This window comes from Gordonia sp. CPCC 205333 (assembly GCF_048537885.1).
GTDB lineage: Bacteria > Actinomycetota > Actinomycetes > Mycobacteriales > Mycobacteriaceae > Gordonia.
In genome coordinates this window covers 348,383-372,919 of the sequence record NZ_JBCLVI010000001.1, presented here as the reverse complement: position 1 = coordinate 372,919, position 24,537 = coordinate 348,383, and the positions used below count along the sequence as shown (strand labels likewise).

Annotated in this window: 19 protein-coding genes; 14 read left to right on the top strand and 5 right to left on the bottom strand. The window is 62.2% G+C overall.

Going from position 1 to position 24,537, the window contains the following annotated elements; all coding sequences use genetic code 11:
• Nucleotides 1-29 precede the first annotated feature (29 nt).
• Together AAFP29_RS01695 and AAFP29_RS01690 are read left to right on the top strand one after the other, a co-directional pair.
• The gene (locus AAFP29_RS01695) at nt 30-722 is read left to right on the top strand and encodes a DUF899 family protein (protein WP_419215566.1); all 693 of its coding nucleotides are present in this window, start codon (nt 30-32) and stop codon (nt 720-722) included.
• A gap of 82 nt (nt 723-804) precedes the next feature.
• Nucleotides 805-1,380: a hypothetical protein gene (locus tag AAFP29_RS01690; RefSeq protein ID WP_419215565.1), complete on the top strand. Its 576-nt coding sequence runs from the start codon at nt 805-807 to the stop codon at nt 1,378-1,380.
• Nucleotides 1,381-1,389: 9 nt separating this feature from the next.
• Here the strand turns inward: AAFP29_RS01690 and AAFP29_RS01685 are convergent, their stop codons facing one another.
• Nucleotides 1,390-2,514, bottom strand: coding sequence for an NDMA-dependent alcohol dehydrogenase (locus AAFP29_RS01685; protein ID WP_419215564.1), 1,125 nt, complete (start codon nt 2,512-2,514; stop codon nt 1,390-1,392).
• A 387-nt stretch (nt 2,515-2,901) separates the two neighbouring features.
• The gene (locus AAFP29_RS01680; protein WP_419215563.1) at nt 2,902-4,266 is read right to left on the bottom strand and encodes a styrene monooxygenase/indole monooxygenase family protein; all 1,365 of its coding nucleotides are present in this window, start codon (nt 4,264-4,266) and stop codon (nt 2,902-2,904) included.
• Between the two features lie 152 nt (nt 4,267-4,418).
• On the opposite strand from AAFP29_RS01680, the gene AAFP29_RS01675 reads away from it, so the two are divergent.
• Nucleotides 4,419-6,527 (top strand): acyltransferase family protein, encoded by a 2,109-nt coding sequence (locus AAFP29_RS01675; protein ID WP_419216319.1) that lies wholly within the window; start codon nt 4,419-4,421, stop codon nt 6,525-6,527.
• Nucleotides 6,528-6,640: 113 nt separating this feature from the next.
• Nucleotides 6,641-7,924 carry an acyltransferase gene (locus tag AAFP29_RS01670; protein ID WP_419215562.1) on the top strand — a complete coding sequence of 428 codons (1,284 nt, stop codon included), beginning with the start codon at nt 6,641-6,643 and terminating at the stop codon, nt 7,922-7,924.
• On the opposite strand, the gene AAFP29_RS01665 is transcribed toward AAFP29_RS01670, so the two are convergent.
• On the bottom strand, nt 7,864-8,466 hold the full coding sequence (locus AAFP29_RS01665) for a SanA/YdcF family protein (RefSeq protein ID WP_419215561.1): 603 nt from the start codon (nt 8,464-8,466) through the stop codon (nt 7,864-7,866). The two genes, AAFP29_RS01670 and AAFP29_RS01665, sit on opposite strands and share 61 nt — an antisense overlap.
• Before the next feature lie 127 nt (nt 8,467-8,593).
• Between AAFP29_RS01665 and AAFP29_RS01660 the strand changes: the two genes are divergently transcribed.
• Both AAFP29_RS01660 and AAFP29_RS01655 read left to right on the top strand, forming a co-directional pair.
• On the top strand, nt 8,594-9,979 hold the full coding sequence (locus AAFP29_RS01660; protein ID WP_419215560.1) for a WS/DGAT/MGAT family O-acyltransferase: 1,386 nt from the start codon (nt 8,594-8,596) through the stop codon (nt 9,977-9,979).
• A gap of 237 nt (nt 9,980-10,216) precedes the next feature.
• Nucleotides 10,217-13,795, top strand: coding sequence for a heterodisulfide reductase-related iron-sulfur binding cluster (locus AAFP29_RS01655; RefSeq protein ID WP_419215559.1), 3,579 nt, complete (start codon nt 10,217-10,219; stop codon nt 13,793-13,795).
• A gap of 95 nt (nt 13,796-13,890) precedes the next feature.
• On the opposite strand, the gene AAFP29_RS01650 is transcribed toward AAFP29_RS01655, so the two are convergent.
• Nucleotides 13,891-14,739, bottom strand: a complete 849-nt coding sequence (locus tag AAFP29_RS01650; protein ID WP_419215558.1) for a hypothetical protein — start codon at nt 14,737-14,739, stop codon at nt 13,891-13,893.
• Nucleotides 14,740-14,859: 120 nt separating this feature from the next.
• Here AAFP29_RS01650 and AAFP29_RS01645 point away from each other — a divergent pair, with 120 nt between their 5' ends.
• From AAFP29_RS01645 to AAFP29_RS01620, 6 genes are all read left to right on the top strand, one after another.
• Nucleotides 14,860-15,603, top strand: coding sequence for an SAM-dependent methyltransferase (locus tag AAFP29_RS01645; protein WP_419215557.1), 744 nt, complete (start codon nt 14,860-14,862; stop codon nt 15,601-15,603).
• A complete protein-coding gene (locus AAFP29_RS01640; protein WP_419215556.1) occupies nt 15,600-16,478 on the top strand; it encodes an SDR family oxidoreductase in 879 nt (292 codons plus the stop codon). Before AAFP29_RS01645 ends, AAFP29_RS01640 begins: the two co-directional genes overlap by 4 nt.
• 49 nt (nt 16,479-16,527) lie before the next feature.
• Entirely contained in the window at nt 16,528-17,778 is a 1,251-nt protein-coding gene (locus AAFP29_RS01635; protein ID WP_419215555.1) for a pyridoxal phosphate-dependent aminotransferase, read from the top strand.
• Between the two features lie 97 nt (nt 17,779-17,875).
• Entirely contained in the window at nt 17,876-19,645 is a 1,770-nt protein-coding gene (locus AAFP29_RS01630; protein ID WP_419215554.1) for an SDR family oxidoreductase, read from the top strand.
• 61 nt (nt 19,646-19,706) lie between these two features.
• Nucleotides 19,707-20,600 carry a metal-dependent hydrolase gene (locus AAFP29_RS01625; RefSeq protein ID WP_419215553.1) on the top strand — a complete coding sequence of 298 codons (894 nt, stop codon included), beginning with the start codon at nt 19,707-19,709 and terminating at the stop codon, nt 20,598-20,600.
• Between the two features lies 1 nt (nt 20,601).
• Nucleotides 20,602-21,726 carry a PDR/VanB family oxidoreductase gene (locus tag AAFP29_RS01620; RefSeq protein ID WP_419215552.1) on the top strand — a complete coding sequence of 375 codons (1,125 nt, stop codon included), beginning with the start codon at nt 20,602-20,604 and terminating at the stop codon, nt 21,724-21,726.
• Nucleotides 21,727-21,739: 13 nt separating this feature from the next.
• Here AAFP29_RS01620 and AAFP29_RS01615 read toward each other — a convergent pair whose 3' ends face one another.
• Nucleotides 21,740-22,363: a TetR/AcrR family transcriptional regulator gene (locus tag AAFP29_RS01615; protein ID WP_419215551.1), complete on the bottom strand. Its 624-nt coding sequence runs from the start codon at nt 22,361-22,363 to the stop codon at nt 21,740-21,742.
• Nucleotides 22,364-22,562: 199 nt separating this feature from the next.
• On the opposite strand from AAFP29_RS01615, the gene AAFP29_RS01610 reads away from it, so the two are divergent.
• Nucleotides 22,563-23,348 (top strand): SDR family NAD(P)-dependent oxidoreductase, encoded by a 786-nt coding sequence (locus tag AAFP29_RS01610; RefSeq protein ID WP_419215550.1) that lies wholly within the window; start codon nt 22,563-22,565, stop codon nt 23,346-23,348.
• 60 nt (nt 23,349-23,408) lie between these two features.
• Complete coding sequence (locus tag AAFP29_RS01605) at nt 23,409-24,536, top strand: DUF5938 domain-containing protein (protein WP_419215549.1); 1,128 nt, start codon at nt 23,409-23,411, stop codon at nt 24,534-24,536.
• Nucleotide 24,537 lies beyond the last annotated feature (1 nt).

The following is a 24,537-nucleotide window of genomic DNA, read 5'->3' as shown; positions in this document are numbered from 1 at the left end:
GACAGCGTGAACTTTACTCGGAGGCTCCCATGAGCACTAACCTTCCGCCCATCGTCGACACCGAGACCTGGCAGGCCGAGCTCGACTCACTTCGCACTAGAGAAAAGGCCGCGACCCGAGAGCTCGACGCCGTCGCCGCCGCGCGCCGACGACTCCCGATGGTGAAGATGCCCGCGTACACCCTCGTCGGCGACGACGGACCGGCCGCACTGGCAGACATCTTCGCCGGACACTCTCAGTTGATCGTCTACAACCACATGTGGTTCGACGACGAGCCGTGGCAATGCGGCGGCTGCACCGGCTATACCTCGCAGTTCACTCGACTCGAAGTCCTCGACAACTACGACGCCAGGTTCGTCATCGTGACCCAGGGACCGATAGATCAGGCGCTGGCCTACAAGCGCAAGGTCGGCAACGCGATGCCGTGGTACTCGACCGCGGATAGCCCCTTCGGCGCGGACGTCGGCGCACCACCTCATGCGGGCTTCGCGATAAACGTGTTCTTACGCAACGGGTCTGATGTGTATCGCACTTGGCATACCACCGGCCGGGGCACCGAACAGCTCGGCTTCACCTTCGGCCTCCTCGACGTTTTGCCCTACGGACGTCAGGAAGAATGGCAGGATTCCCCCGACGGCTGGCCGCAATCACCGACTTATAGTCGATGGCCGTCTTCGGAGGAGATCGCAGCGGCATACGGACCGGGAGAAAGTCCGACGTAAGCCCACACAACAGACGAATCGCCTATTCACGATCTTCTTCACTGTGGGCGACATTTCGAGCCATCCTTGCGAACATGTGGGAATGCGCACCACTAAACTCTCGCCATTGAAGTTGCTTACCGCACTGCTCGCGATGACGCTCGTACTCCTCGTCGGCGGATGCAAGAGCGACGACGCCGCTTCGAGCAGCACCGGTGCCACCAACTCGGCCTCAGCCGATAGCGCGTCGGGCGATTTCACCTGCCCCGAGAAGAACACCATCAAATTCGCCAAGACCAAGTTCGTGACACATGCCGGACTGGGATTCGGGGCCTTCCATCGGTGGATCTACAAGCCGGCGCGCAACAGCGGATTCAAGAAGGGTGCCGACGGTCGAATTAAGGCATTCGTCAAGGCGGGCGCAGCGGCCCTCTTCGTCAAACGTGAAGTGCGCCTGGCATCGGAAGACGCCAAAGCCAATCCGACCCTATGCAAGGCAGTCGTCAGTCCGCTGAAGTCGATCTCGGACAAGATCTCCGGAGCGGTCACCAAGGCCAAGAGCGGAGACGCCAGCGCGATCAACTCATTGGAGAGTGACGTCAAGAACGTCATGTCCTCGTCGCAAAAGCAGGGCGACACCATCACGCCGGACGAGAATGCGAATATCTACGGCAAGTAGAAATTTGCCCTAGTAGTCGCTCTCCTCGTATACGACCATGCCGCGAATATTGTTGCCTTCCAACATGTCGTCGTATGCCTTGTTGATGTCTTCGAGTCGGTAGGTCTGCGTGACCAGATCAGCGAGATTCAGCTTCCCCGACCGATACGCGTCGAGCAGTTTAGGGATCTGAGTACGCGGACCCGCCCCACCGAAGATCGCGCCCTGGACGCGCTTCTGCAGCAGGGTCAGCTCGAAGAGGTTGAGTTTCACGTCCATCGCGGTGTAGTCACCCATGCCGGTGACGATCACCTGACCGCCTTTGCCGGTCAGCGAAAGACCTTCGGCGACATACTCTCCCTTCATCTCACCGTGAGTGAGTACGACGACGTTGGCCATCTTCCCCCAGGTGATCTCGCCGACAACAGGCAGAGCCGCCTCGACCGAATCGAAAGTATGTGTGGCACCGAGCTTTTCAGCCATATCGAGTTTGAACTTAACCGGATCGATCGCGACTACGAACCGCGCCCCGGCCGCCTTGGCACCCTGCACAGCGTTGATGCCGACGCCGCCAATGCCGATTACCACGACGGTGTCGCCGGGTTTGGTGTCGCCGATCTCTACTGCCGAACCCCAGCCGGTCGCCACCCCGCAGCCAAGCAGCGCGGCTTGCTGCAGCGGAATATCTTCCTCGATCTTGACCAATGACGCCTGGTTGACGGTGATATATGGCGAGAAGGTGCCCAGCAGACACATCTGAGTCAAACCCTCGCCGTTGAGTGTCACGCGATGAGTCTTGTCAGAGATGGACAGACCGGTCAGCAGGCCGGCTCCTTCGTCGCAAATATTCTGCGCGCCCCGGGAACAGGGCTCGCAGGTACCGCAGGCCGGGATGAACGCGGTGACAACATGATCGCCTTCTTGGAACCGGGTGACGCCTTCGCCCACCTTGACTACGACACCCGCGCCCTCATGACCGCCGACGATCGGCATCGGAGCAGGGCTCTGCCCGGTGCGTAGATGGTGATCGGAATGGCACAGCCCCGAGCTCACGAGTTTGACTTGTACTTCGCCAGCAACCGGGTCGCCGAGTTCGACCTCCTCGATCTTCCATTCTTCATTGACACCGTGCAACACCGCAGCCTTCGTCTTCATAGGAAGATTCATACGCCTGCATAGATGCACATGTGGCCATACCGCGAAAGTTGTTCCCGGATAGCGCTTTTCGGCTCCTACTCAGACGAGCGACCAAATACGCCCCCGATCAGAAGAACTTGTAGAGCAGGTGTTGATATACGACGGCTCTGGGTTGTCACTTGTCGTGACGTAGCCGAAATCGGCGTCGACATGGCGCCGTGGTCTTCACCTTGACGCCCAGGTAGTAGGGCACGTCACCCAGGAACTTGTCGCCGGTAGCCGTAGTGCAGCCACACATTATGGGCCGTGCCACCGCCAAGTGTCCCGACAAAGAATCCGGGGTTCACGACAGTCACGTCGTGAACCCCGGAATCAAGGTTGGAACTACCGGCGCAGCGCCTTGGGCTAGACCGCGGCCACCGGCTCCGCCGCGCTGAACTCACCGGCTGGCGCGAACTTGCCCAGCACGTCGTCGGCCGACTCGCCGGCTACCGCACCGATGAAGCCGAGCACGTCGTCTCGGGTCTCCAAGGTGAGCAACGGATTGGGATCGGACAGCAGACCGAACAACGCCGACGCGACATTCGCGTTGACCGCGGCGGCCGGGAACGACAGTTCCAGATGCGTGGCGTAGTCGGGATCGCCGAGGTACAGGCGCGTCACCTCGACGGCCGCCCGCCCGCGCAGCTCCCAGTACTTCTCGAACTGCTCGGTAAGCCATTCTGCGGTAAATGGCTGTCCCGCATGCTCTTTCGCTGCCTTGACCAACTCGGACGCCTGGATCAGCGCACCCTGAGCACCCTGACCGGCTACCGGATCAACCGAGATGACGGTGTCGCCCAGACCAGCGACCACATGCCCGCCACTGGTCGTGGCGACTGGCTTGCGGACGGTCGGAGTCACCGCACCCTTGAGCCACGAATACGGATCGGATTCGATGTTCTGCAACTGCGCGACGACCGGCGCATCCTCGGGGAAGAATTCGGCGAAGATATCGATGACGGCCGCTCGCGCGGACGCCGCGTCGTCGACCGCGTCGAATTTCGGCGCCCAGGCCCCGTCGGGCTTGGCGAAGACGATGAACGACCACGTCGCCCCCGCATCCTTGTGCGCAAACGGTCCGAGGTAGATCTCACCGTTCTCCGAATCGAGGTTGAAGATGGCGTTCTGGGCACCGTCACGATTGCGATAGGCGAATGCCTCCGGAGAATGATCGACACCCTGCAGGGTCACCTGAAGCAGACGCCGCTGCGGCTCGTCGTAATGAGTGCGGTCCCGGTCGACCTCGAACAGCGACGCCAACCCACCCTTTCCGGTTGCGACAAACGTGGCGTCGTGGCCCGCAGCGATACCGTCGAGAGTCTCGACGTCGACCGCCGTGACCTCGAATTGTCCGCCCCGCTCGAGGAACCGGCCGATCCGGTCGTCGGCGCGCAACCGCACATCCACCGATTGCGAGACGTAGTTGTAGTCGGGATTGAATTCGAGGACGCGAGCGCGATCATCGCCCGCACCCGAATACAGGCGAGTGCTGATGCCGGTGGTGTTGCCGATCGAGTACAGGTCTTCGATGACGTCGGCATCCCAGTCACGCGACCGCCCAAACAACACGGCCACCCCGGTCGGCGGCACCTCGTCCCGCAACGACGAGCGCGACTTGTCGCTGTACAGCGTGACGTCGAAGCCCGCATCGCGCAGGCCCAGCGCGGCGGTTGCCCCCGCGATGCCGGCACCGACGATCGCGATCGATTGGGTGGTCTTCTCTGACATGGAAAGTCCTCACTTTGCGGTTCGGCGGTGTGCTTGCTGCCAGTGAGCGTGCCGGGACAACGCCACGCCGAGAAGGGTTAGGAGCAGCGCGAACGAATCGGCGTGAAGAAAACCTATTACCCTGACGTCCTGTGAGTTCTTCTCAGACCGCGGTGCCCGACGCTGCGCGAACGACCGACAAGCGGTCGTCGCCGGAGTATCGCCTCGACCTCGACGGTCTGCGCGGGATCGCGATCGCCCTGGTCGCGATCTTTCACGTGTGGTTCGGACGCGTATCCGGCGGCGTCGATGTCTTCTTGACATTGTCGGGTTACTTCTTTGTCGCATCGCTGCTCAAACACGTTCTCGCGACGCAGACACCCGCGGCTTCGTGGGCGATGGCGATCAACCCCGGACCCCGGCTGTGGCGCCTGGCGCGACGCCTCCTACCTGCCCTCCTGTTGGTTCTGGTGGTTATCGTCGCGCTGATCGTCGTCGTAATGCCGAAGACGCGATGGGGATCGCTGGCGTCGGAGGTGATCGCGAGCGCGTTCTACTACCAGAATTACGAGTTGGCCTTCGCCTCGCAGGACTATCAGGCCGCCGGATCGGCTAACAGTCCGATGCAGCATCTGTGGTCGATGTCTATGCAGGGCCAGTTCTTCGTGATGACGCTGGTCGCCGGCCTCCTGCTGGGCGGAATACTCAAATTCCTTGGGGGGCGGTTCGCCTTTTTTGCTGACCCGAAGGTCGTGCGGAATATCGTCGGCGGCGCACTGGCCGCGGTCGCACTGGTCTCCTTCGCGTGGGCCAACTACCGGCATTCGGTAAATCAGCCATTCAACTACTACGACACCGTCGCCCGTTTGTGGGAACCGCTGGCCGGTGGTCTACTCGCGGTGTGGATGCCCCGACTAGCGCTGCCGCGTTGGTTGCGGAACTCGCTGGCCGTCGTAGCGCTTGCGCTGATCACCTGCTCGGGCTGGCTCATCCAGGGTGTTCAGGAGTACCCAGGAATCCTCGCGCTGGTTCCCGCCGGTTCGACGTTGTTGTTGATTTGGGTCGGTAGCGCGCAGGCACGGGCGGTCGAGCCTCGCGAGCCGAGGGATGTCGACGCGTGGCTCGCGCACCCGTCGATCGTATGGCTCGGTTCGGTGGCATATTCGCTCTACCTGATCCATTGGCCGCTGCTGATCTTCTATCTGACCTGGCGCTATCAGGATCAGACATCGTTCGTCGAAGGTACTGCGATCCTGGCATTGTCGTTGCTATTAGCTTGGGCGACAACGAAATTCGTCGAAGTCCCCCTGCGTGCGGGCCGTTCCGCGTTTTCCCGCGCCTACCGCGTCACGCTGGTCATCGTGTTGGCGGTCGCGACGATAGTTGCCGGCACCACGGTCTCGATCTGGAAATACAACGCCGACCACGCCACGGTGAACACCGCGAACCTCGACCCGCGGCTGTACCCCGGCGCCCGCGCATTACTCAACGACGCGCCAGTTCCGCATCTCGACCCGCAGCCCAGCCCCGAGGTCGTCGAGAAGGACTGGCCGATCACCTCTTACGACTCGATCATCAGCGGGTGGCGAGATGAGTCGATCAAGGTCGGCGTCTACGGCGACAAGAAGGCAAAGCGAACCATCGCCCTCGTCGGCGGATCGCATGCCGAGCAATGGATCACCGCGCTCGACGCCATCGGCAAGAAACGCAACTTCCGTGTCACGACGTATCTGAAAGTCGGTTGCGCACTGACTACCAGCCATGTGTTCACCTGGTTCGGCAAGAAGTACTACCAATGCAACGACTGGTCGAAACGCGTGATGGACCGGCTCGCCGTCGACAAACCCGACTACGTCTTCACCAACAGCACCCGGCCGGTCGAAGACCAGGGCACGGGTGACTTCGTCCCACAGGATTACCTGGACATCTTCGCCCAGTTCCGCGACCGGGGACAGAAGGTCATCGCCATCCGCGACAATCCGTGGTCGACCGGGAAACTCAAACCGCCGGAATGTTTGGCACAGGGTCGCAAACCGCAGGTCTGCGGTGTCACCCGGAAGCAGGCGATGGCGCCGGAGGATCCGTCGAAGGCGATCGCCGCCAAGTTCCCTAATATGTCGTTCCTGGACTACACCGACGGCATGTGTTCGCCGACCTATTGTTCAGCGGTCGTCGGGAACATTCTGCTGTGGCACGACTTTCACCACTTGTCAGCGACCTTCGTGCGGTCGCTAATCCCGGCGATGGATGCCGACCTGCGCAAGTCGCTCGGCTGGTGGTGACACATCCCAACGACTGACAGCCCGTTGCCAGGTTCGGCTGATAGCGTTGCACACCGTCCGCACTGAGGCTGCGGACACGCCCGTACCCGATCGAAAGTTCTGAGTTCGCAGATATGCCGTCAGTTGTCCCAAGCGGTGTCGACGCAGTTCGCGACAGCACCCGCAAGGCATATCTGCACCATCTCGATCTCATTCGAGCGACCACCTTCTCGCTGGTCATCTTCGTTCACTGTCTTACCCAGACGACTGACGAAGACCTCAGTGTCGGAATCAATTCCGCTTCACTGTTGCTGCATTTCACCCGGAACACGTTCTTCGCTCTTACCGGGTTCGTGCTGATGTATCAGAACTTCGACAAACGAGATTTCAGCACGATCGACTTCTGGCGACGCCGGATCAAACTGGTCATCTTCCCGTATCTGATCTGGTCGACGATCTATTTCGTGATCACCGTGATGTGGGCGTCCGGCCGCATCGGCGAATTGCCGTTTAGCCTGCGCGAATACGTATGGAACTTATCCTGGGGATTAGCCGGTTTCCAGATGTATTTCTTGTTCGTGATGCTGCAGGTCTATCTACTCTTCCCGCTGGTGCTGTGGCTGATCCGCAAGACCGCCGGCCATCACGGCGCGGTACTCGCGGTGAGTTTCACCGTCCAGGTCGCGCTGACGGCGGCGTTCACGCATTGGACCCCGCCCGGGTATCTCGGCACCATCTGGTGGCATCTGTACGCGATATTCCTGCCGTATCAGCTATTCATCCTCTACGGCGCCATCGCCGCCGTACATCGCGAACGCATCAAACAGTGGCTCGCCGGACGCGCCTGGGTGCTCACCACCGCGCTCCTCGTCACCGCTGCCCTGGCCGTCGGGACCTACCTCATCCGGGTCTTCGTCGACAATCAGAAACCGCTGGAGGCCTCTAGCGCCTTCCAGCCGACCCTGATCCCATTCCTAGTCGTCGCGATCGCCTGCCTCTACGCCGTTGCCCTGCGGTGGAATGATCTGTGGCGTGCGAACACTCCCCGCTTCGCCGCCGCGGTCTCATGGGCTTCGAATCGTTCTTTCGGCGTATTTCTCGCTCATGTTCTGGTGCTATTCTTCATCCTTCGTCCGACCGATTCGTCGGGCGAGCCGTGGATCATGGCGCATATTCCGCAGCCCCTGGGCACCTTGGCGACCTACGTGCTGACCCTCGCCGGATCACTGATTGTCGTCGAAATTCTGCGCCGACTCCCCGGTTCGCTCTATCTGACCGGACGAGCGCGGATGCCGCTGCCTTCCATTCGCACCTTGCTGCGGCGCGATCATGCGCCCGATACCGTCCCGGACTCGCTTCAGGACGCCAACGCCGACAACAGTGCTCGCGGATTGGCCAGCACCGGCTCGCGCACATGATTGCGGATTAGGGTCCACACCGGACAGTCACATCTCGCTTCGACGCCGATCGCGTCGACGTCAGCGGCGCGACACAGGGCGATAGCCCGGTCGAGATGGAAATCCTGCGTCACGATGAGTACTGCTGTGGCGTCGTAGACAGTCCGCGCCCGATGGCAACTCGCCGCGGTGTCGAAACCCTCGGGGTCGTCGACGATGACGTCGGCACGAACCCCACGCGCCACCAGGTAGCCGCGCATGACCAGCGGCTCATTGCCCGCGGCGGCGGAACCATTGCCGGACAATATGATTCGTTGAAGATCGCCACGATTCCACAGCTCGACAGTGGTGTCGAGACGACCTCGAACGTAGTCGCCGGGCCAGCCGTCGGAGACCAATGACCCCAGGACCAGTGCCGTGTGCGGGGGCGGCGGCAACTGTGCTGGGTCGTAGGTACGTCCGGACGCCGCCGCGCCAACCCAAGTCAACGCGACAGTCATCACCAATTCGACGCCGATGAACAGCGCCATAGTCACTCGTGTGGTTAGCCGAGACGACGACATAACCGCAGGATATCGCAGCTGCCCAACGCCGAATTCACCAATCTAACGGAGTTGCACCGGCCGTCGACGCGCCGACGTAGGGTTAGGTCCTCGCACTGGTTCGCCACAGCATCTCGGAGGCACATTAATGCAGTACATGCCGGTCACATCGTCAATGTTCCTGATCGCCGAAACACGTGAACTCCCTATGCATGTCGGCGGCTTGCAGCTGTTCATTCCGCGCGAAGGGCAGTCGGCGGGACAGTTGGCAGACGACATGATGGAAGCATTCCTCACTGCCACCGAGATCCAGCCCGATTTCCGCAAACGCCCGACACAGCCGTTCAGTCTGCTCGGTTCACTGTCGTGGTCATATGACGACGAGATCGACTACGACTACCACATCCGCCGCATCGCACTGCCCAAGCCGGGCCGCATTCGCGAACTCCTGCACTATGTTTCGCTCAATCACTCGACATTGCTGGACCGCTCCAAGCCGATGTGGGAAGCGCATCTGATCGAAGGACTCGCCGACGGTCGAGTCGCGCTGTATACCAAGATTCACCATTCCGTCGTCGACGGCGTGACCGCACTGCGTATCCTCGGGCGATCTCTGTCCGCCGATCCCGACGACCGTACGGGTAGGGCACCGTGGGATGCCTCCCTCAAGCGTAAGCGGACACCGAAACCGAAACCCGGTCTGTCCCAACGTGTTTTCGGCGGAATCTCCGAGGCCGCCGGTGTCGCCAATCAGCTCGCAGGTCTGGTCCCGGCCAGCGCGCAGATCGCGTTACGCTCGATCAGGGACCCCGACTATCTCGCCCCGATCCACGGCGCACCCAAGACCATCCTCGATGTCCCCATCGGCGGCGCACGACGATTCGCCGCCCAGCAGTGGGAAACCGAGCGGCTGCGGGCCGTCGCCGCGGCGCTCAATCTCACCCTCAACGACGTCGTACTCGCGATGTGTGGCGGCGCGCTCCGCAACTATTTGATCGATCAGGACGCCCTGCCCGATGCCCCGCTGCTGGCGATGGTGCCGGTCTCAATGCATGTCGGCGAGGAGAAGGACGGCAACGCGGTGACCGCCATCCTCGCCAACCTGGCGACGGACCAAGCCGATCCAGAGAAGCGGCTGGCTCAGCTCACGGCGTCGACGCGAGCGAGCAAAGAGGTCGTCCGCGGCCTTACTCCGCTGCAGGCACTCGCGCTCGGCGCCGCGAACGCCAGCTCAATGGTTTTCATGAGCGTGCCGGGATTCGTGTCATATGCGCCGTCGCAGTTCAACGTGATCATCTCCAACGTTCCTGGGCCGCAACACGACCTCTACTGGAATGGCGCTCAGCTCGACGGTCTTTATCCGGTATCCATCCCAGCATCGGGATGTGCGCTGAATATCACAATCACCTCGACCGGCCGATATATGGGTTTCGGCCTGATCGGCGCTCGAGCCCAGGTCCCGAGCCTGCAGCGGCTACTCACCCATTTGGATACCGCGCTAGGCGAACTGGAAAAAGTCGCCGATATCACATGAAATCCGACATGACTTGCGAGTAAGTTACTGGTGAGTACGGTAGTTACATAGTGCAGCGCCCGTCTTAGGGTGAAGTTAGGTCAGCCTTGGGAGCGTCAAACTCACGCCAGGCCTTACGGTTACCTGTGACGACGTTGCGTCGTAGCAACGTGGCATTGGGGAATGTCCGCGCCGATCAGCTCTCGGCCGCCAGCCTCAGATGCCCGACGACCTAATAGAAAGGCCGGGTAGACCGAAGTGAACTCCACGACGATTGCCCTGGGAACCATCGGCGCGCTTCTCAGCGTGATCTGCTGGGCATTCTTCTTCCGCGGCGTAACCGGCATCGTTCGGACAATCGCGCAGGGACAACCGGCACCTGGCCGCGCATTCCCCATCATGCCGCGCTTCAAGACGATGATGAAGGAATTCATCGCCCACACCCGGATGGTCAAATTCCGGACCGTCGGCATCGCCCACTGGCTGGTAATGATCGGCTTCCTGGGCGGATTCGTCCTATTCTTCGAGGCATACGGACAGGCGATCGACCCGGAGTTCCACTGGCCGGTCTTCGGCGACACCTTCGGCTGGCATCTGTGGGATGAGCTGCTCGGCATCGGCACTGTCATCGGCATCGTGACCCTGATCGTCATTCGGCAGCTGAACCATCCCCGCGTACCCGAGCGGCTATCGCGATTCTCCGGTTCACGCTTCGTTCCCGCGTACACGATTGAAGGCATCGTCCTCGTCGAGGGCTTGGGCATGATCTTCGTGAAGGCCGGCAAGATCGCGACCTTCCATCACAGCAACGTCGGGTCCGACTTCTTCACCATGCAGGTGGCGAAGTTGCTGCCGGCAAGTCCGGTGATGGTGTCAGTGTTCGCGCTCGTAAAACTACTTTCGGGCAGCTTGTTCCTGCTCCTGGTCGGCACGCACCTCAACTGGGGTGTTGCATGGCACCGCTTCTCGGCATTCTTCAATATCTACCTCAAGCGTGAGGCCGACGGCGGCGTCGCACTCGGTGCGCTCAAGCCGATGATGTCCGGCGGCAAAGTGCTGGAGATGGAGACCGCCGACCCCGACAACGATGCGTTCGGTGCGGGCAAGATAGAGGACTTCAGCTGGAAGGGCTGGCTGGACTTCACCACATGTACCGAATGTGGTCGCTGCCAGAGTCAGTGTCCCGCGTGGAACACCGGAAAGCCGCTGTCGCCCAAGCTGTTGATCATGTCGCTGCGCGACCACGGCTATGCCAAGGCCCCCTACCTGCTCGCCGGCGGCAGCAAAGACATGGGCGGCGACGAGGTCGGTCTCGTCGATGCCGACGGAAATGTCTTGTCGGACAAGCTCGATGCCATTCCGGCCACGGCTCGCGCCGAAGCCGAGCGCAAGCTGGTCGGCGAAAGTGCCGGCACCGGAACCATCGACGAGGACATGCTGGGTGCCGTCATCGACACCGAAACGCTGTGGAGCTGCACCACCTGCGGCGCGTGCGTTGAGCAATGTCCGGTGGATATCGAACATGTCGACCACATCGTCGACATGCGCCGCTACCAGGTCCTCATCGAATCCGATTTCCCGTCCGAACTCGCCGGATTGTTCAAAAACCTTGAGAACAAGGGCAATCCGTGGGGGCAATCGACCGCGAACCGCACCGCGTGGATCGACGAGATGGATATCGAGATCCCGGTCTACGGGCAGGACGTCGAATCCTTCGAGGGCTTTGAATACCTATTCTGGGTCGGTTGCGCCGGCGCGTACGAAGACCGGGCGAAGAAGACCACCAAGGCTGTCGCCGAACTGCTCGACACCGCAGCGGTCAATTTCCTGGTCCTCGGTCAGGGCGAGACCTGTACCGGCGACTCAGCTCGCCGTGCGGGTAACGAATTCCTGTTCCAGATGTTGGCGCAGCAGAATATCGAGCAATTCGACGACCTGTTCGCGACTGCCCCGCTACAGCGGAAGAAGATCGTCGTCACCTGCGCACACTGCTTCAACGCGCTGAGTAATGAATACCCACAAGTCGACGCCGAACGCGGAACCTTCGAAGTGGTGCACCACACACAGCTGCTCAACCGGCTCGTGCGTGAGAAGCGTCTGGTGCCCGTGGCACCGGTCGACGGCCAGAAGGTCACCTACCACGACCCCTGCTACTTGGGCCGCCACAACAAGATCTACGACGCGCCACGCGAACTCATGGAAGCGTCGGGTTCGACACTGACCGAGATGCCGCGACACGGCGAACGGTCGATGTGCTGTGGCGCCGGTGGGGCGCGGATGTGGATGGAAGAGCAGATCGGCAAGCGGATCAACATCGATCGCGTCGACGAAGCGCTCGATACCCTTGGCGCACAAAGTGGTCCGGCCGGAGCTACCGGCGAGGCCGCCGCGGGTACCAAGATCGCGACGGGTTGTCCGTTCTGTCGCGTGATGCTCACCGACGGTGTGACGGCGCGTATCAGTGGCACCGAGTTGGAAGACAAGGTCGAGGTCATCGACGTCGCGCAGATGCTCCTCGAAGGTGTCCGGCGCGGGCAGCCAACCGAGGTCACGCGTGGCGGCAAGGTGCTCGGACCGGCATCGGTCGCGGTCGCTGCCCCAGCTCCCGTACCGGTGAAGGAAGAAAAGGCGGCACCCGCCAAGGCCGCGCCAGCCGCAGCCGGAGGCGCTCCGAAGGCCAAGGTCGGGATGGCGATGAAGGGCGGCTTGAAGAAGCCTGGTGGTGCCGCTCCGGCCGCCTCGAGTGCTGCCCCCGCAGCCGCACCGGCTGAAAAGAAGCCCGCCGCAAAGGGATTCGGGATGGGAGCGGGTAAGAAGCCGGGTGGTGCTCCGGGCGCCGCAGCGACGGCGCCCGCGACAGAGGCCGCTCCCGCTGAAAAGAAGCCCGCCGCAAAGGGATTCGGCATGGCTGCCGGCAAGAAGCCGGGTGCGGCGGGCGCTAAGCCCGCTGCTGCGACCCCGAGTGCTGACGCTCCGGCCCCGGAGGCTCCGGCCGCTGAAGCCACGCCAGCCGCCGCCCCGGCCGCACCCAAGGCCAAGGGCTTCGGCCTGGCAGCGGGCAAAAAGCCGGGCGTCGGGGCAAAAGCCCCGGGCGGGGGTGCGCCGACCGCCGAAGCCGCTCCTGCCCCGGAGGCTCCGGCCGCTGAGGCCACGCCAGCCGCCGCCCCGGCCGCACCCAAGGCCAAGGGCTTCGGCCTGGCAGCGGGCAAAAAGCCGGGCGTCGGGGCAAAAGCCCCGGGCGGGGGTGCGCCGACCGCCGAAGCCGCTCCTGCCCCGGAGGCTCCGGCCGCTGAGGCCACGCCAGCCGCCGCCCCGGCCGCACCCAAGGCCAAGGGCTTCGGCCTGGCAGCGGGCAAAAAGCCGGGCGTCGGGGCAAAGGCTCCGGCTCCTGCCCCGGCGGCGGCCGCCGTTGAGGAAGCCGCCGAGCCGGTTGAGGAAGTGGCGACAGAGGCACCGGTCGATGCCACCCCGGCTAACACCGCGCCTGCGACTACCGAGGCGACCACTCCCAAAGCCAAGGGCTTCGGCATGGCGGCCGGAAAGCGGCGGCCGGGTGTCGCCGCTCCGGCCGGACCGACTGAACCGGCCGGACCGACTGAACCGGCCGGACCGACTGAGGAAGCTGAGCCGGTCGGAGGAGAACCGTCTGAGCCGGAGACTAGCGATGCTGACGTCGTTGAAGCCCAGGCCCCAGTCGAGGAGTCCCCAGTCGAGGAGTCCCCGACCGACGGCGCGCAGACCTCGGATGCCCCGAGCCAGGGCGTGACCGAAGCGACCGAAGCCAAAGCCAAGGGCTTCGGCTTGGCAGCCGGAAAGAAGCGGCCCGGGCAGCGCTGATCTATAGCTGGTCGTGTCGTTTGGGGCCACGACGAACTTTGCGGACGTTGTTGCGGCGACACGCCGCCGGGCAATCGCAGCAACGTCCAGAAGGTTCAGCCAGTCCAACCTCGGCGACGAAGGGCGCCACGCACTTGTTGTAAGAGCACATCGTGCCGCTCGTCAATCGAGCGTCTGCAGGCCAGGATGATCTCCCAGTTCGCCTCCTGCTGGATGGCATTCCAGCGCTCAACGTCGCGGGCGTGTTGCCTACCATCCCGGTGATGCGCGCCGTCATACTCGACGGCAATCCCGTACTCACGCGCACCTAGATCCAACCGGTATCGACCGCCGAACACTGGCACTTGCGGTTCAAACATCGTCAACCCATTGCGGTGTAACAGAAGGCGAACGTATGTCTCCCAGTGGGATTCGGCACGGCCGTCGACTTCGCCCAAAACTTCGCGCACTATCGCTCCGCGATGGAAGTACCGGGAATTGTCGAGGAATCTGATGATCGCATCCACCGTCGTGACTTGCCGGTCATCACGCGATCGCCGAACACATTGGTCGACCGCCGCGATAGCAGGATCGAATGGCAGATGTCGCGCGAGATCGGCAGCGGTACGCTCCGGCGACGTGCATCGATATCCGCGCAAGTCGATGACATCGGAGTCGGGGATAGCCTCATGCCGCATCACGACACCCGCTCGTGGCCGACGGCGCGGCACTATGATCTCTGGTCGGTGGCCCGTTGAATACGGCACCCGCAACAACCTCGCCGCGGTCCACCCACCGAGAACCGCATCCGGGAACATCATCAGCAGCGCGTCGACCTGCTCCTTCAATTCCACCGTCATCCCTGACGGGGCACGTACGCCTCGAAAGATCGGCGTGAACCGGGTCCGGACCTCGTGTGAGGTGTAACCGGCGGCCAGATCCTTCGACAACTCCATCATCGACATTGGACGCAGCAGCCGGTCCCGACGGTTCCACCGGACTTTGTCGACGTTGGTGCGCCGACACGCCGTCGAGTAATCGCAAGAACGACAACAAAGTCCAACCACCTGGCACTATCGCTACTCATGTCTGAAGAACTCTTCTTCCGCGCCCACGCTGGACTGCCCCGCCAGGCTCCCGGTTCCGAAGCGACTACGCGCACGCTTCTCCAGCTCGCCGGACGACTCCCCGAACGGCCCCGTATCCTCGACATCGGCTCGGGTCCCGGCTCATCGTCAATTCTGTTGGCACAGTTAGCAAATGGTCACGTTACCGCCATCGACACCCATCAGCCCTTCCTCACTGAACTGACTGAACGCGCAGCCGCAGCCGATGTCAGCGACTCGATCACCACGCTCGACGCCCCGATGGAAGACCTCCCGCTCCCTGACGGCTGCGCCGACCTCATCTGGGCCGAGGGTTCGGCGTACGTCATGGGATTCGACGCAGCTCTCGCGTTATGGCGCAGACTGCTCTCCGACGACGGTGTCATCGTGCTCACCGAGGCGGAATGGCTTACCCCATCGCCATCGGCTGGTGCTAGAGCATTTTGGGACGAGGGTTACCCCGCGATGCGTACGACCGGTGAAAATGTCACCGCCGCAATGAGATCCGGCTACCAGGTGCGTGCCGTGTACGTTCTGCCCGACGACGACTGGGCACAGTACTACGACCCGTTGACCACCCGAATCGCCGAACTGCGCACAGCCGGCGTCGACGAGTACTTCCTCACCATGCTCGGCCAAGAGATAGCCATTCGCGCCGCGCACGGCCGCGATTACGCATACACCGGATACGTACTCCGACCACGGGTAGCGTCGGACGCATGACCTCACAGCACGGCAAAACCGTATTCATCACCGGCGGAGCCCGCGGCGTCGGCGCAGAAGTTGCAAAACGCTTGCGCGCCAAGGGCGCCAACCTCGTACTCACCGACCTCGACAAGCCAGCGCTCGACGCGATCACAGCCGAACTCGGCGGCGAAGGGCACGTCCTGCCGATCGTCGCCGACGTGGGCGACCTCGCATCGATGGAGCAGGCGGCCGCCGCCGCGGTCGCGAAGTTCGGCAGTATCGACACCGTAGTGGCGAACGCTGGAATCGCAACCTACGGTTCGGTTTTGGCGGTCGACCCGGAAGCCTTCAAGCGCCTGATCGATGTGAATGTGATGGGCGTCTTCTACACGGTGCGCGCCACGTTGCCCGCGGTGATCAAAGCGAATGGCTATGTCCTGGTGGTTTCTTCACTCGCCGCGTTCACCTCCGCACCTGGTCTCGCGGCCTATCACACCTCCAAAGCTGGCGTCGAATACTTCGCGAACACTTTGCGCCTTGAGGTTGCGCACCTCGGCGTCGACGTCGGGTCCGCGCATATGAGCTGGATCGACACCCCGCTCGTCCAGGACGCCAAAGCCGACCTGCCCGCTTTCCGGGAAATGCTGAACCGACTGCCCGGCCCGCTGTCGAAGACGACGTCGGTCGACAAATGCGGCGAGGCCTTCGTCAAGGGCATCGAGGGTCGCAAGTCACGCGTGTACTGCCCGGGCTGGGTCGGAGCACTTCGCTGGCTGCGACCATTCGTCGCCACCCCGCCATTCGAGCGCGACATCCGCAAAGCGGCACCCCAATTGTTGCCCCAGATGGACGCCGAGGTCGCGGCGCTCGGCCGTTCGATGAGTGAACGCACCAAGAATCTGGATCATTGAGGTCCACGCCGAGAACAATCCATTTGCTCGCGCTGTCACAATTGAACTCGTGAGTAGACCGCATGTATCGCATCTGAACCAGAACCTCAAGCCGTTGGAGCAGTCGTTAAAGCTGCAGAACGTCTGCTATGAGATCCGCGGGCCGGTACACGCGCACGCGGCGCGACTGGAGGCTGATGGCCACCGGATCCTCAAACTCAATATCGGCAACCCCGCCCTATTCGGCTTCGAAGCCCCAGACGTCATCATGCGCGACATGATCCACGCACTGCCCTACTCGCAGGGTTATAGCGAATCGGCCGGCGTGCTCTCGGCCCGACGCGCGGTGGTCACCCGCTACGAGACCATCGACTTCCCCTATTTCGACGTCGATGACGTGCTGCTGGGCAATGGTGTGTCCGAACTGATCACCATGACTATGCAGGCATTACTCAATGACGGCGACGAAGTACTGATTCCCGCTCCGGACTACCCGCTCTGGACGGCGATGACGACCCTATCGGGCGGCACGCCGGTGTACTACAACTGCGATGAGTCCAACGACTGGAATCCCGACGTCGCCGACATCGAATCCAAAATCACGCCGCGGACCAAAGCGCTGCTGGTCATCAACCCGAATAACCCGACCGGCGCTGTCTACTCACGCGACGTGCTGGAACAAATTGCCGAGATCGCCCGCAAGCATTCCCTACTGCTGCTCGCCGACGAGATCTACGACAAGATCCTCTACGACGACGCCGAGCACATCTCCATCGCGTCGTTGGCGCCCGACCTGCTGTGCCTGACGTTCAACGGGTTGTCCAAGGCGTACCGAGTGTGCGGATACCGGGCCGGCTGGCTGGCGATTACCGGCCCGAAGGACCATGCCAAGGGATTCATCGAGGGACTCAACATACTGGCGTCGACCAGGTTGTGTTCCAACGTCCCCGGCCAGCACGCCATCCAGGTGGCCCTCGGCGGCTACCAGAGCATTGACGCCCTGGTGCAGCCGGGCGGACGGCTCCTCGAACAGCGCAATATCACGTGGGAGAAACTCAATGAGATACCCGGCGTCAACTGCGTGAAGCCGATGGGCGCGCTCTACGCCTTCCCCAGCCTCGATCCGAACATCCATGAGATACACAATGACGAGTTGTTCGTGCAGGATCTACTCCTCAAGGAGAAGATCCTGATCGTCCAGGGCACCGGCTTCAATATGCCCGATCACAATCACTTCCGGATCGTCACCTTGCCCTATGCGCGCGATCTGGAGGACGCGATCGACCGGATCGGCAATTTCCTGGCGTCCTATCGGCAATAGCCCCGAAAGATTGCCGTGGGCAAATTCTCCATCTTCCCGTTAGATGTAACCGGTGGTAACGTTTAAATCCGTCGTTAGACATCTACCGAGGAGAACCATGGCTGACTGGCGCCGACGTACCGTTTCCAACGGTGACATCGACTTGGCCGTATTCGAGCTAGGTGAGGCTACAAACCCGACTGTCGTGCTGGTCCACGGCTGGCCCGATACCCATCACCTGTGGACTCACGTCGCACCGGCGATTGCCGACGCCGGCTATCACGTCGTCGCCTATGACACCCGCGGCTACGGCGAGACCTCGTCACCCGCTGGCGACGACCCCTATCGCCTCGCCGAGCTCGCAACTGATCTCTTCGCCGTAATCGAGGCCGCCAGCGATTCCGGCGCGCACGTCGTCGCGCACGACTGGGGATCGGTGCAGACTTGGGAGGCGGTGACCACACCGGGCGCCGAGCGGCATATCAAGTCTTTCGTATCGGTCTCTGGGCCCAACCTCGATTATCTGTCGGAGTGGGCACGTAAGAATCTCGCCCGTCCAACACCGGCCAACCTCGGGAAAGCCCTTTCCCAGCTGGGTTCCTCGGCCTACACCGGGTTCTTCCAAGCCCCGGTGTTGCCAAACCTGTTCTGGCGCACCGCAGGACGCCCCGGACTGTGGCGGGAGTTCCTGCATCGCGTAGAAGGTACACCCAAGCAGAACGTCGTCCTGGCCGACTCATTCACCGCCGACACGGTCAGCGGCCTGCGTTATTACCGAGCGAATATCCGCGAAAAGCTGGCCGAGCCGAATCCTCGCCCAACGCAGGTACCGGTACTCGAGGTAGTCAACGAACGCGACGTCGCGCTGCGTCCGACGATCTACGACTACACCTACACGCATGCCGCAAAACTGTGGCGCCGCAACAGTTCTACCGGCCACTGGTTGCCGTATACCAAACCCGGCTACCTCGCGTCGATCGCTGTGGAATTCATCGATTCCATCGAGGGACGCGCCGACGACTCGCGCCCCAACACCCTCGATCGCACTCGCGTGCTCGCCGCACCCGGCAAATTCACCGGCAAACTGGCGGTCGTTACCGGAGCGGGCAGCGGGATCGGCCGGGAGACCGCGTATGCGCTGGCCGAACGCGGTTGCGAGATCGTCGTCGCCGACCTCGATTTCGACGCAGCCGAGACAACCGTTCGAGAGTGCAAAGCCAAAGGTGTACAAGCACATTCGTACGCGCTTGATGTCGCTGACGTCGCCGCGTTCAATGAATTCGCGGCCACCGTGGCGAATAAGCACGGCGTCCCCGACATTGTGGTCAACAACGCCGGAGTCGGATTGGGCGGCAGCGCTCTCGCGGCTACCGACGAACAACTCGATCGGGTCCTGTCGATCAACTTGCGCGGTGTGATGACCGGTAGCCGCGCCTTCGGCCGCCAGATGGTCGAACGCGCTATCGGTGGCAACATCGTCAACATCGCGTCGGCTGCGGCTTTCACCCCGCAACGTGATCTCGGGATCTACGCGGCGAGCAAGGCCGGAGTGCTGCTCTTCTCCGAATCATTGCGGGCCGAACTCGCCGAGCATCGCATCGGCGTGACCGCGATCTGTCCCGGCATCGTGAACACCAATATCGTGTCCAATACCCCACTGGCCGGATTCGACGATGCCGCAACGGAACAGAAGCACCGCGACAATCTCGACAAGCTCTATCAACGCCGCAACTTCGGCCCGGAAAAGGTCGCGCGGGACATCGTGGCCGCTCTCGAATCCAACAAAGCCGTCGCCCCGGTCACCCCGGAAGCAAAAATCGGATACCGCGTATATCGATTTACGCCGTGGCTAGCCCGTTTGATGGCTCGCGGCGACATTCTTCGGTGAGCTAGCCGCCGATCGCGATCGTGAATCTGCCACACACTCTTTCTAACCACGAGGAGCCATCATGACCTCAACTGACAACTCCACGCCGGACACCGATCCAGGCCCCGTCGAACTCCATGCGCGCAACGTCGCCTTCGACGTCGAGAAAGCGCCATTGCATTGGATCCCAGGCCACCCCTACGCGTCGAACCTCATCACGGCGCTCAATCTCATCCTCCCCGAGGGCGAGCGCTGGTTTGTGCAGACCTATAACGAGGCGTTGCCACTGGTACGCGACGAAGCTCTCGCAAATACGATGCGCGGCTTCATCGGCCAAGAGGCGATGCATGCGGCAGCGCATGACAAAGTTATCTGGGACTATGTTGAGGCTCACGGGATTGATCCGCTGCCGTACCACCGCCAGATGGAATGGGTGTTCCGAAAGTTGTTGGCGCCCAAGACAGATGGGACGGCCGAGCAGCAGCGTAAACATCTCATCGAGCGTCTGTGGTTGATAGCGGCCATCGAGCACTACACGGCGGTCCTGGGTGATTTCGCGTTGAACAGTTCCTGGCGTGAGGCCGGCGGCGACCCCACTATCACCGATCTCTTTATGTGGCATGGCGCTGAGGAAGTCGAACATCGTTGTGTCGCACATGAAGTCGCGGTCTATTTCGGTGACAGCTACCTGCGGCGCGCGCGTGTAATGCTCCTCGTTATGCCGTCACTGCTATTGATCGTCTTCCGCGGCGGGCGCTACATTTCGGCGCACGATCCCGCCGGCCCGATCTCCTTCCTGCAGCGGCGTCGAGAGTATCGACGTGGCGTCCGAGCCAACGTACTGCCCAGAATCGGCGGCGTCATCCGCTACTCCCTCACCTATTTCCGTCCGGGCTTCGATCCCGCCGAGGTTGGCGACACCGCTCAGGCGGTGGCTTACCTCGCATCATCGCCCGCCGCGCGGAACGCAAGCTGACGTGAACGATCGGTACGCACCCGGCCCACAGGTCACCGAGCCGCCATCGCTAAACGGTCGCTGGCAGCGCGATCCTGCTCTGCGATTCGGGACCAAACTGCTCAAGACGTGGTTTCCGTTGTGGGGCAGCATGTCTCCCCTACGCGACGGCGCGGAGAACGACAGCACCCTGTTGGTTCGGATTGTGGCCCGGACCAAAGTGGCCGAAGACGAAAACGTCATCGCCCTGACCCTGGCCGACGCCAACGGCGGACCACTACCCATGTGGCGCGCCGGAGCACACCTAGACCTACTCCTACCCTCAGGCCGCATGCGCGAATACTCCCTCTGCGGCGACCCCGCCACCAGCGACTACTACCGCATCGCCGTCCGCCGCATCCCCAACGGCGGCGGCGGCTCCACCGAAGTCCACGACACCCTCACAATCGGCGACACCGTCAAAATCAAAGGCCCCCGCAACGCCTTCCCCATCGCCCTACCCGGCTTCGGCTCCACCGCAACCCACCTACGATTCATCGCCGGCGGCATCGGCATCACCCCCATCCTCCCGATGCTCGCCTCCGCCGAACGCCTCGGCCTGAACTGGTCAATGATGTACACCGGACGCAGCCTGGACTCCATCCCCTTCCGCGACGAACTCACCCAATACGGCGACAAAATCACCATCCGCACCGACGACACCCACGGCCTGCCCACCATGGCTGAACTCACCGGCGGGAGTCCCACCACCGGCCCCGCCCCCGGCACCGCCATCTACACCTGCGGCCCCGTACCAATGCTCGAAGGACTACGCACCTACCTCCGCGACCGCCCCGACATCGAACTGCACTACGAACGATTCTCCCCACCACCAGTGGAGAACGGAAACGACTTCACCATCCGACTCACCTCCACCAACGACGAAATCACCGTCGCAGCAAACGAATCCATGCTCACCGCCCTACGACGCGTCAACCCCGCAGTCCCCTACTCCTGCCAACAAGGATTCTGCGGCACCTGCAAGATACGGGCCACCGCGGGAACCATCGACCACCGCGACATGACCCTCACCGACACCGAACGCGACCAAGGCTATCTACTCACCTGCGTCTCCCGCGCCACCGGACAACTCACCCTCGACATCTGACGAGGGTCGACAGCTAACCCCGACAGATGGTATCGAGTAGCCAAACAGATTGTGCGCGAAGGGTTTCCACTACCGAACCATCGCCGGACACGTAGCGGATGAGGCAGTTCTCGAAGAGTCCGTCGAACATCGTGTACGCAGCGAATTCATCGACGCCAGGTTCAGTGCGACGGAGACCGGCGTAGGTCTTAACCACTCGCCAGATCATGTCCTGGAGCTGGTGATCGAGGTCGATTACGGTGGGGCGCAATACTTCTTCGAAAGCTGACTGTGTCCGCAAGTCGTACCAGAGCCGGTGCATCGCGGTGTCGACCAGCAAGGTGTCAACCAGCGCCTCGCCGAAACCGGCTGCCAACTCATCCGGCGTTGTCGCGAGAGCAATCGCGGCGTCGTACCTGGTGACGCAATGCTCCTTGTAGCGACGCACGCCGAACGTGATTAGCTCAATCTTGTCTTTGAAGTAATAGTGCAGGACGCCGTGACTGAATTCAGTCTTCTGCGCTATCTCCCGCAAACTGGTGCGCGCATAGCCGAGTTCACCGAGCGTCGCGAGTGTCGCGTCGGCCAACTCGCCCCGACGACGCTCGAATTTATCGACACGCTCGAATCGGGCCGGAGATTGCACGAGGTCGGTCATGTCCAATCTCCTTTCTTTCGCGGCGGTATCGACTCGTCATTGTGCCAGACATAGCCGTCAAAACCCAGGTCAGGAAGTTCCCTTGACGGGTGTCAAGGTTTTCCTTGACAACTGTCAAGCTTTTGCGCGATGCTGATTCAGCACGTGATTCACCTCACAATCGTCGCACGTTTCGCTGTCTGCGCAAAGGAGCACAACAATGACCTCGATCGACCTCACCGGTAGAAAAGCCCTCGTCACAGGCGGCGCCCAGGGCCTGGGCGAAGGAATGGCGCGGGCGCTCGCCGGTGCCGGCGCGTCGGTCATGATCGCGGATATCTCCGATGCCGGTGCCGAGGTAGCAGCCTCTTTCGACGCCGCATTCACCAAGCTCGACGTGACCGACGACGCCAACTGGGCCTCGGCGATAGATGCCACCGTCGCGAAGTTGGGCGGACTGGACATCCTGGTGAACAATGCCGGCGTAGAGATCACCAGCCTCCTTACCGAGGTGCAGTCCGACGACATCCGCAAGATGCTCGACGTCAATATTCTGGGCACCACCCTCGGTATCAAAAACGGTCTGCGCGCCATGCGACCCGACGGCGCGGCAGGCGCGGGTGGGGTCATCATCAACATCGCATCGGTGGCCGCGACGATCGCCTTCCCCGGCATCGCGGTGTATTCGGCGACCAAATCCGCCGTCGACCGATTGACCCGGGTCGCGGCGATGGAGTCGGGCAAACTCGGCTACGGCGTACGCGTGAACTGCGTCTACCCGGGCCTGGTGCCGACCGCGATGGGTGCCGGATTGGCCAACGATGTCGCCGAACTCGGCCTGTTCGAGTCCGCCGAAGCAGCGGTGGCTGGCGTCGTAGAACTCACCCCGTCGGGCCGCCTGGGCCAAGTCGACGACATGGCCGACGCGGTTGTCTTCCTTGCCTCGGACGCAGCCAAGTTCATCACCGGCGCCGGCCTACCGGTCGACGGCGGCATGGGTATGTAACCCGAAATCGCCTCTGACTCAGACCTATTCCACCAGCAGCTTTCCCGAAAGGTTCAACACATGACCACCAAACCCGTCGTCGTCTACGGTGCTTCTGGCTACACCGGCCGCCTCGTCTGCGAGTACCTGCGCGAGTACAACATTCCGTTCGCCGCCGTGGGCCGCAGCCAGGAAAAACTCGAAGCGTCGATGAAGTCCAATGTGCCGGGTATCGAAACGGCTGACTACGAGATTGTCGCCACCGAGCATTCCGTCGAAGCCCTCACCGAGCTCTTCACCGGCGCCTCGGTCGTCTGCAATATGGTCGGACCATTCGCGACTTACGGCCACGAAGTGGTGCAGGCGTGTCTGGCCGCAGGCGTTCACTATCTCGACACCACCGGCGAGCAAGACTGGTTGATCACACTCGATGAGCAGTACGGCGCCGACTTCGCCGCCAAGGGGCTGCTGCTGTCGCCCGGCCTGGCGCAGATGTACACAACCGGTGAGATCGCCGCCCAAATCTCCTTGGAGACACCCGGGGTGGATACCCTGGATATCGCGGTGTTCTGGGGCGGCAGCCCGACCATCGCCTCGACTCAGACCATTCTGGTCAACGCCGCGATGTCGAAGGCCTATTACCTCGAGCAAAACAACTATGTCGAGTGGGACCCCGAGGCAGGTCTCTACAACCTCGCGATCCCGGGCCAGCATGAACTTGCACTCGCGCTCCCCTGGGGTGGAACCTCGCATCCGGTCTGGTTCCGCAAGGATCCACGCGTCGCAAATGTCAAAGCACTTGGCGGCGTATTCAACAAACCGCTGATGGAGGGCGTGCCGCAGATCGTCGCCGGTGCACTCGAAGCAACCAAGGACCTGCCGCCCGAAGAGCGCCTCGCCGCGCTGCAGGCAACCGCGGCGCAGGTGATGAACGAGATGCCGCCACGGGAATACACCCGGATCAACCGAACCGTGGACTCCGTGCACGCGACCGGCCCGCTCGGACGTTCCCATACCGTTCTCTACGGCAACTCCAACTACAAGCAAACCGGCCTCCTACAGGCCTACGGCGCCTTCTCACTACTCCAGAAAGCGCCCAACGCAACGGGATTGGCCTCGGGATGCCAGGCATTCGGCCATCGCGAACTCCTCGGGGTACTTCGTTCGTTCGGCCTGGTGCAGAAGCCGATCGTCACGATCGAGGACTGAG

What these genes read in the sequence shown, in the direction of transcription:
- AAFP29_RS01680 (WP_419215563.1), bottom strand. Translation starts at nt 4,266, where the DNA reads ATGTCAGAGAAGACCACCCAATCGATCGCGATCGTCGGTGCCGGCATC.
- AAFP29_RS01685 (WP_419215564.1), bottom strand. Translation starts at nt 2,514, where the DNA reads ATGAAGACGAAGGCTGCGGTGTTGCACGGTGTCAATGAAGAATGGAAG.
- AAFP29_RS01640 (WP_419215556.1), top strand. Translation starts at nt 15,600, where the DNA reads ATGACCTCACAGCACGGCAAAACCGTATTCATCACCGGCGGAGCCCGC.
- AAFP29_RS01625 (WP_419215553.1), top strand. Translation starts at nt 19,707, where the DNA reads ATGACCTCAACTGACAACTCCACGCCGGACACCGATCCAGGCCCCGTC.
- AAFP29_RS01690 (WP_419215565.1), top strand. Translation starts at nt 805, where the DNA reads ATGCGCACCACTAAACTCTCGCCATTGAAGTTGCTTACCGCACTGCTC.
- AAFP29_RS01615 (WP_419215551.1), bottom strand. Translation starts at nt 22,363, where the DNA reads ATGACCGACCTCGTGCAATCTCCGGCCCGATTCGAGCGTGTCGATAAA.
- AAFP29_RS01650 (WP_419215558.1), bottom strand. Translation starts at nt 14,739, where the DNA reads ATGTCGATGATGGAGTTGTCGAAGGATCTGGCCGCCGGTTACACCTCA.
- AAFP29_RS01630 (WP_419215554.1), top strand. Translation starts at nt 17,876, where the DNA reads ATGGCTGACTGGCGCCGACGTACCGTTTCCAACGGTGACATCGACTTG.
- AAFP29_RS01695 (WP_419215566.1), top strand. Translation starts at nt 30, where the DNA reads ATGAGCACTAACCTTCCGCCCATCGTCGACACCGAGACCTGGCAGGCC.
- AAFP29_RS01665 (WP_419215561.1), bottom strand. Translation starts at nt 8,466, where the DNA reads ATGTCGTCGTCTCGGCTAACCACACGAGTGACTATGGCGCTGTTCATC.
- AAFP29_RS01610 (WP_419215550.1), top strand. Translation starts at nt 22,563, where the DNA reads ATGACCTCGATCGACCTCACCGGTAGAAAAGCCCTCGTCACAGGCGGC.
- AAFP29_RS01670 (WP_419215562.1), top strand. Translation starts at nt 6,641, where the DNA reads ATGCCGTCAGTTGTCCCAAGCGGTGTCGACGCAGTTCGCGACAGCACC.
- AAFP29_RS01660 (WP_419215560.1), top strand. Translation starts at nt 8,594, where the DNA reads ATGCAGTACATGCCGGTCACATCGTCAATGTTCCTGATCGCCGAAACA.
- AAFP29_RS01605 (WP_419215549.1), top strand. Translation starts at nt 23,409, where the DNA reads ATGACCACCAAACCCGTCGTCGTCTACGGTGCTTCTGGCTACACCGGC.
- AAFP29_RS01645 (WP_419215557.1), top strand. Translation starts at nt 14,860, where the DNA reads ATGTCTGAAGAACTCTTCTTCCGCGCCCACGCTGGACTGCCCCGCCAG.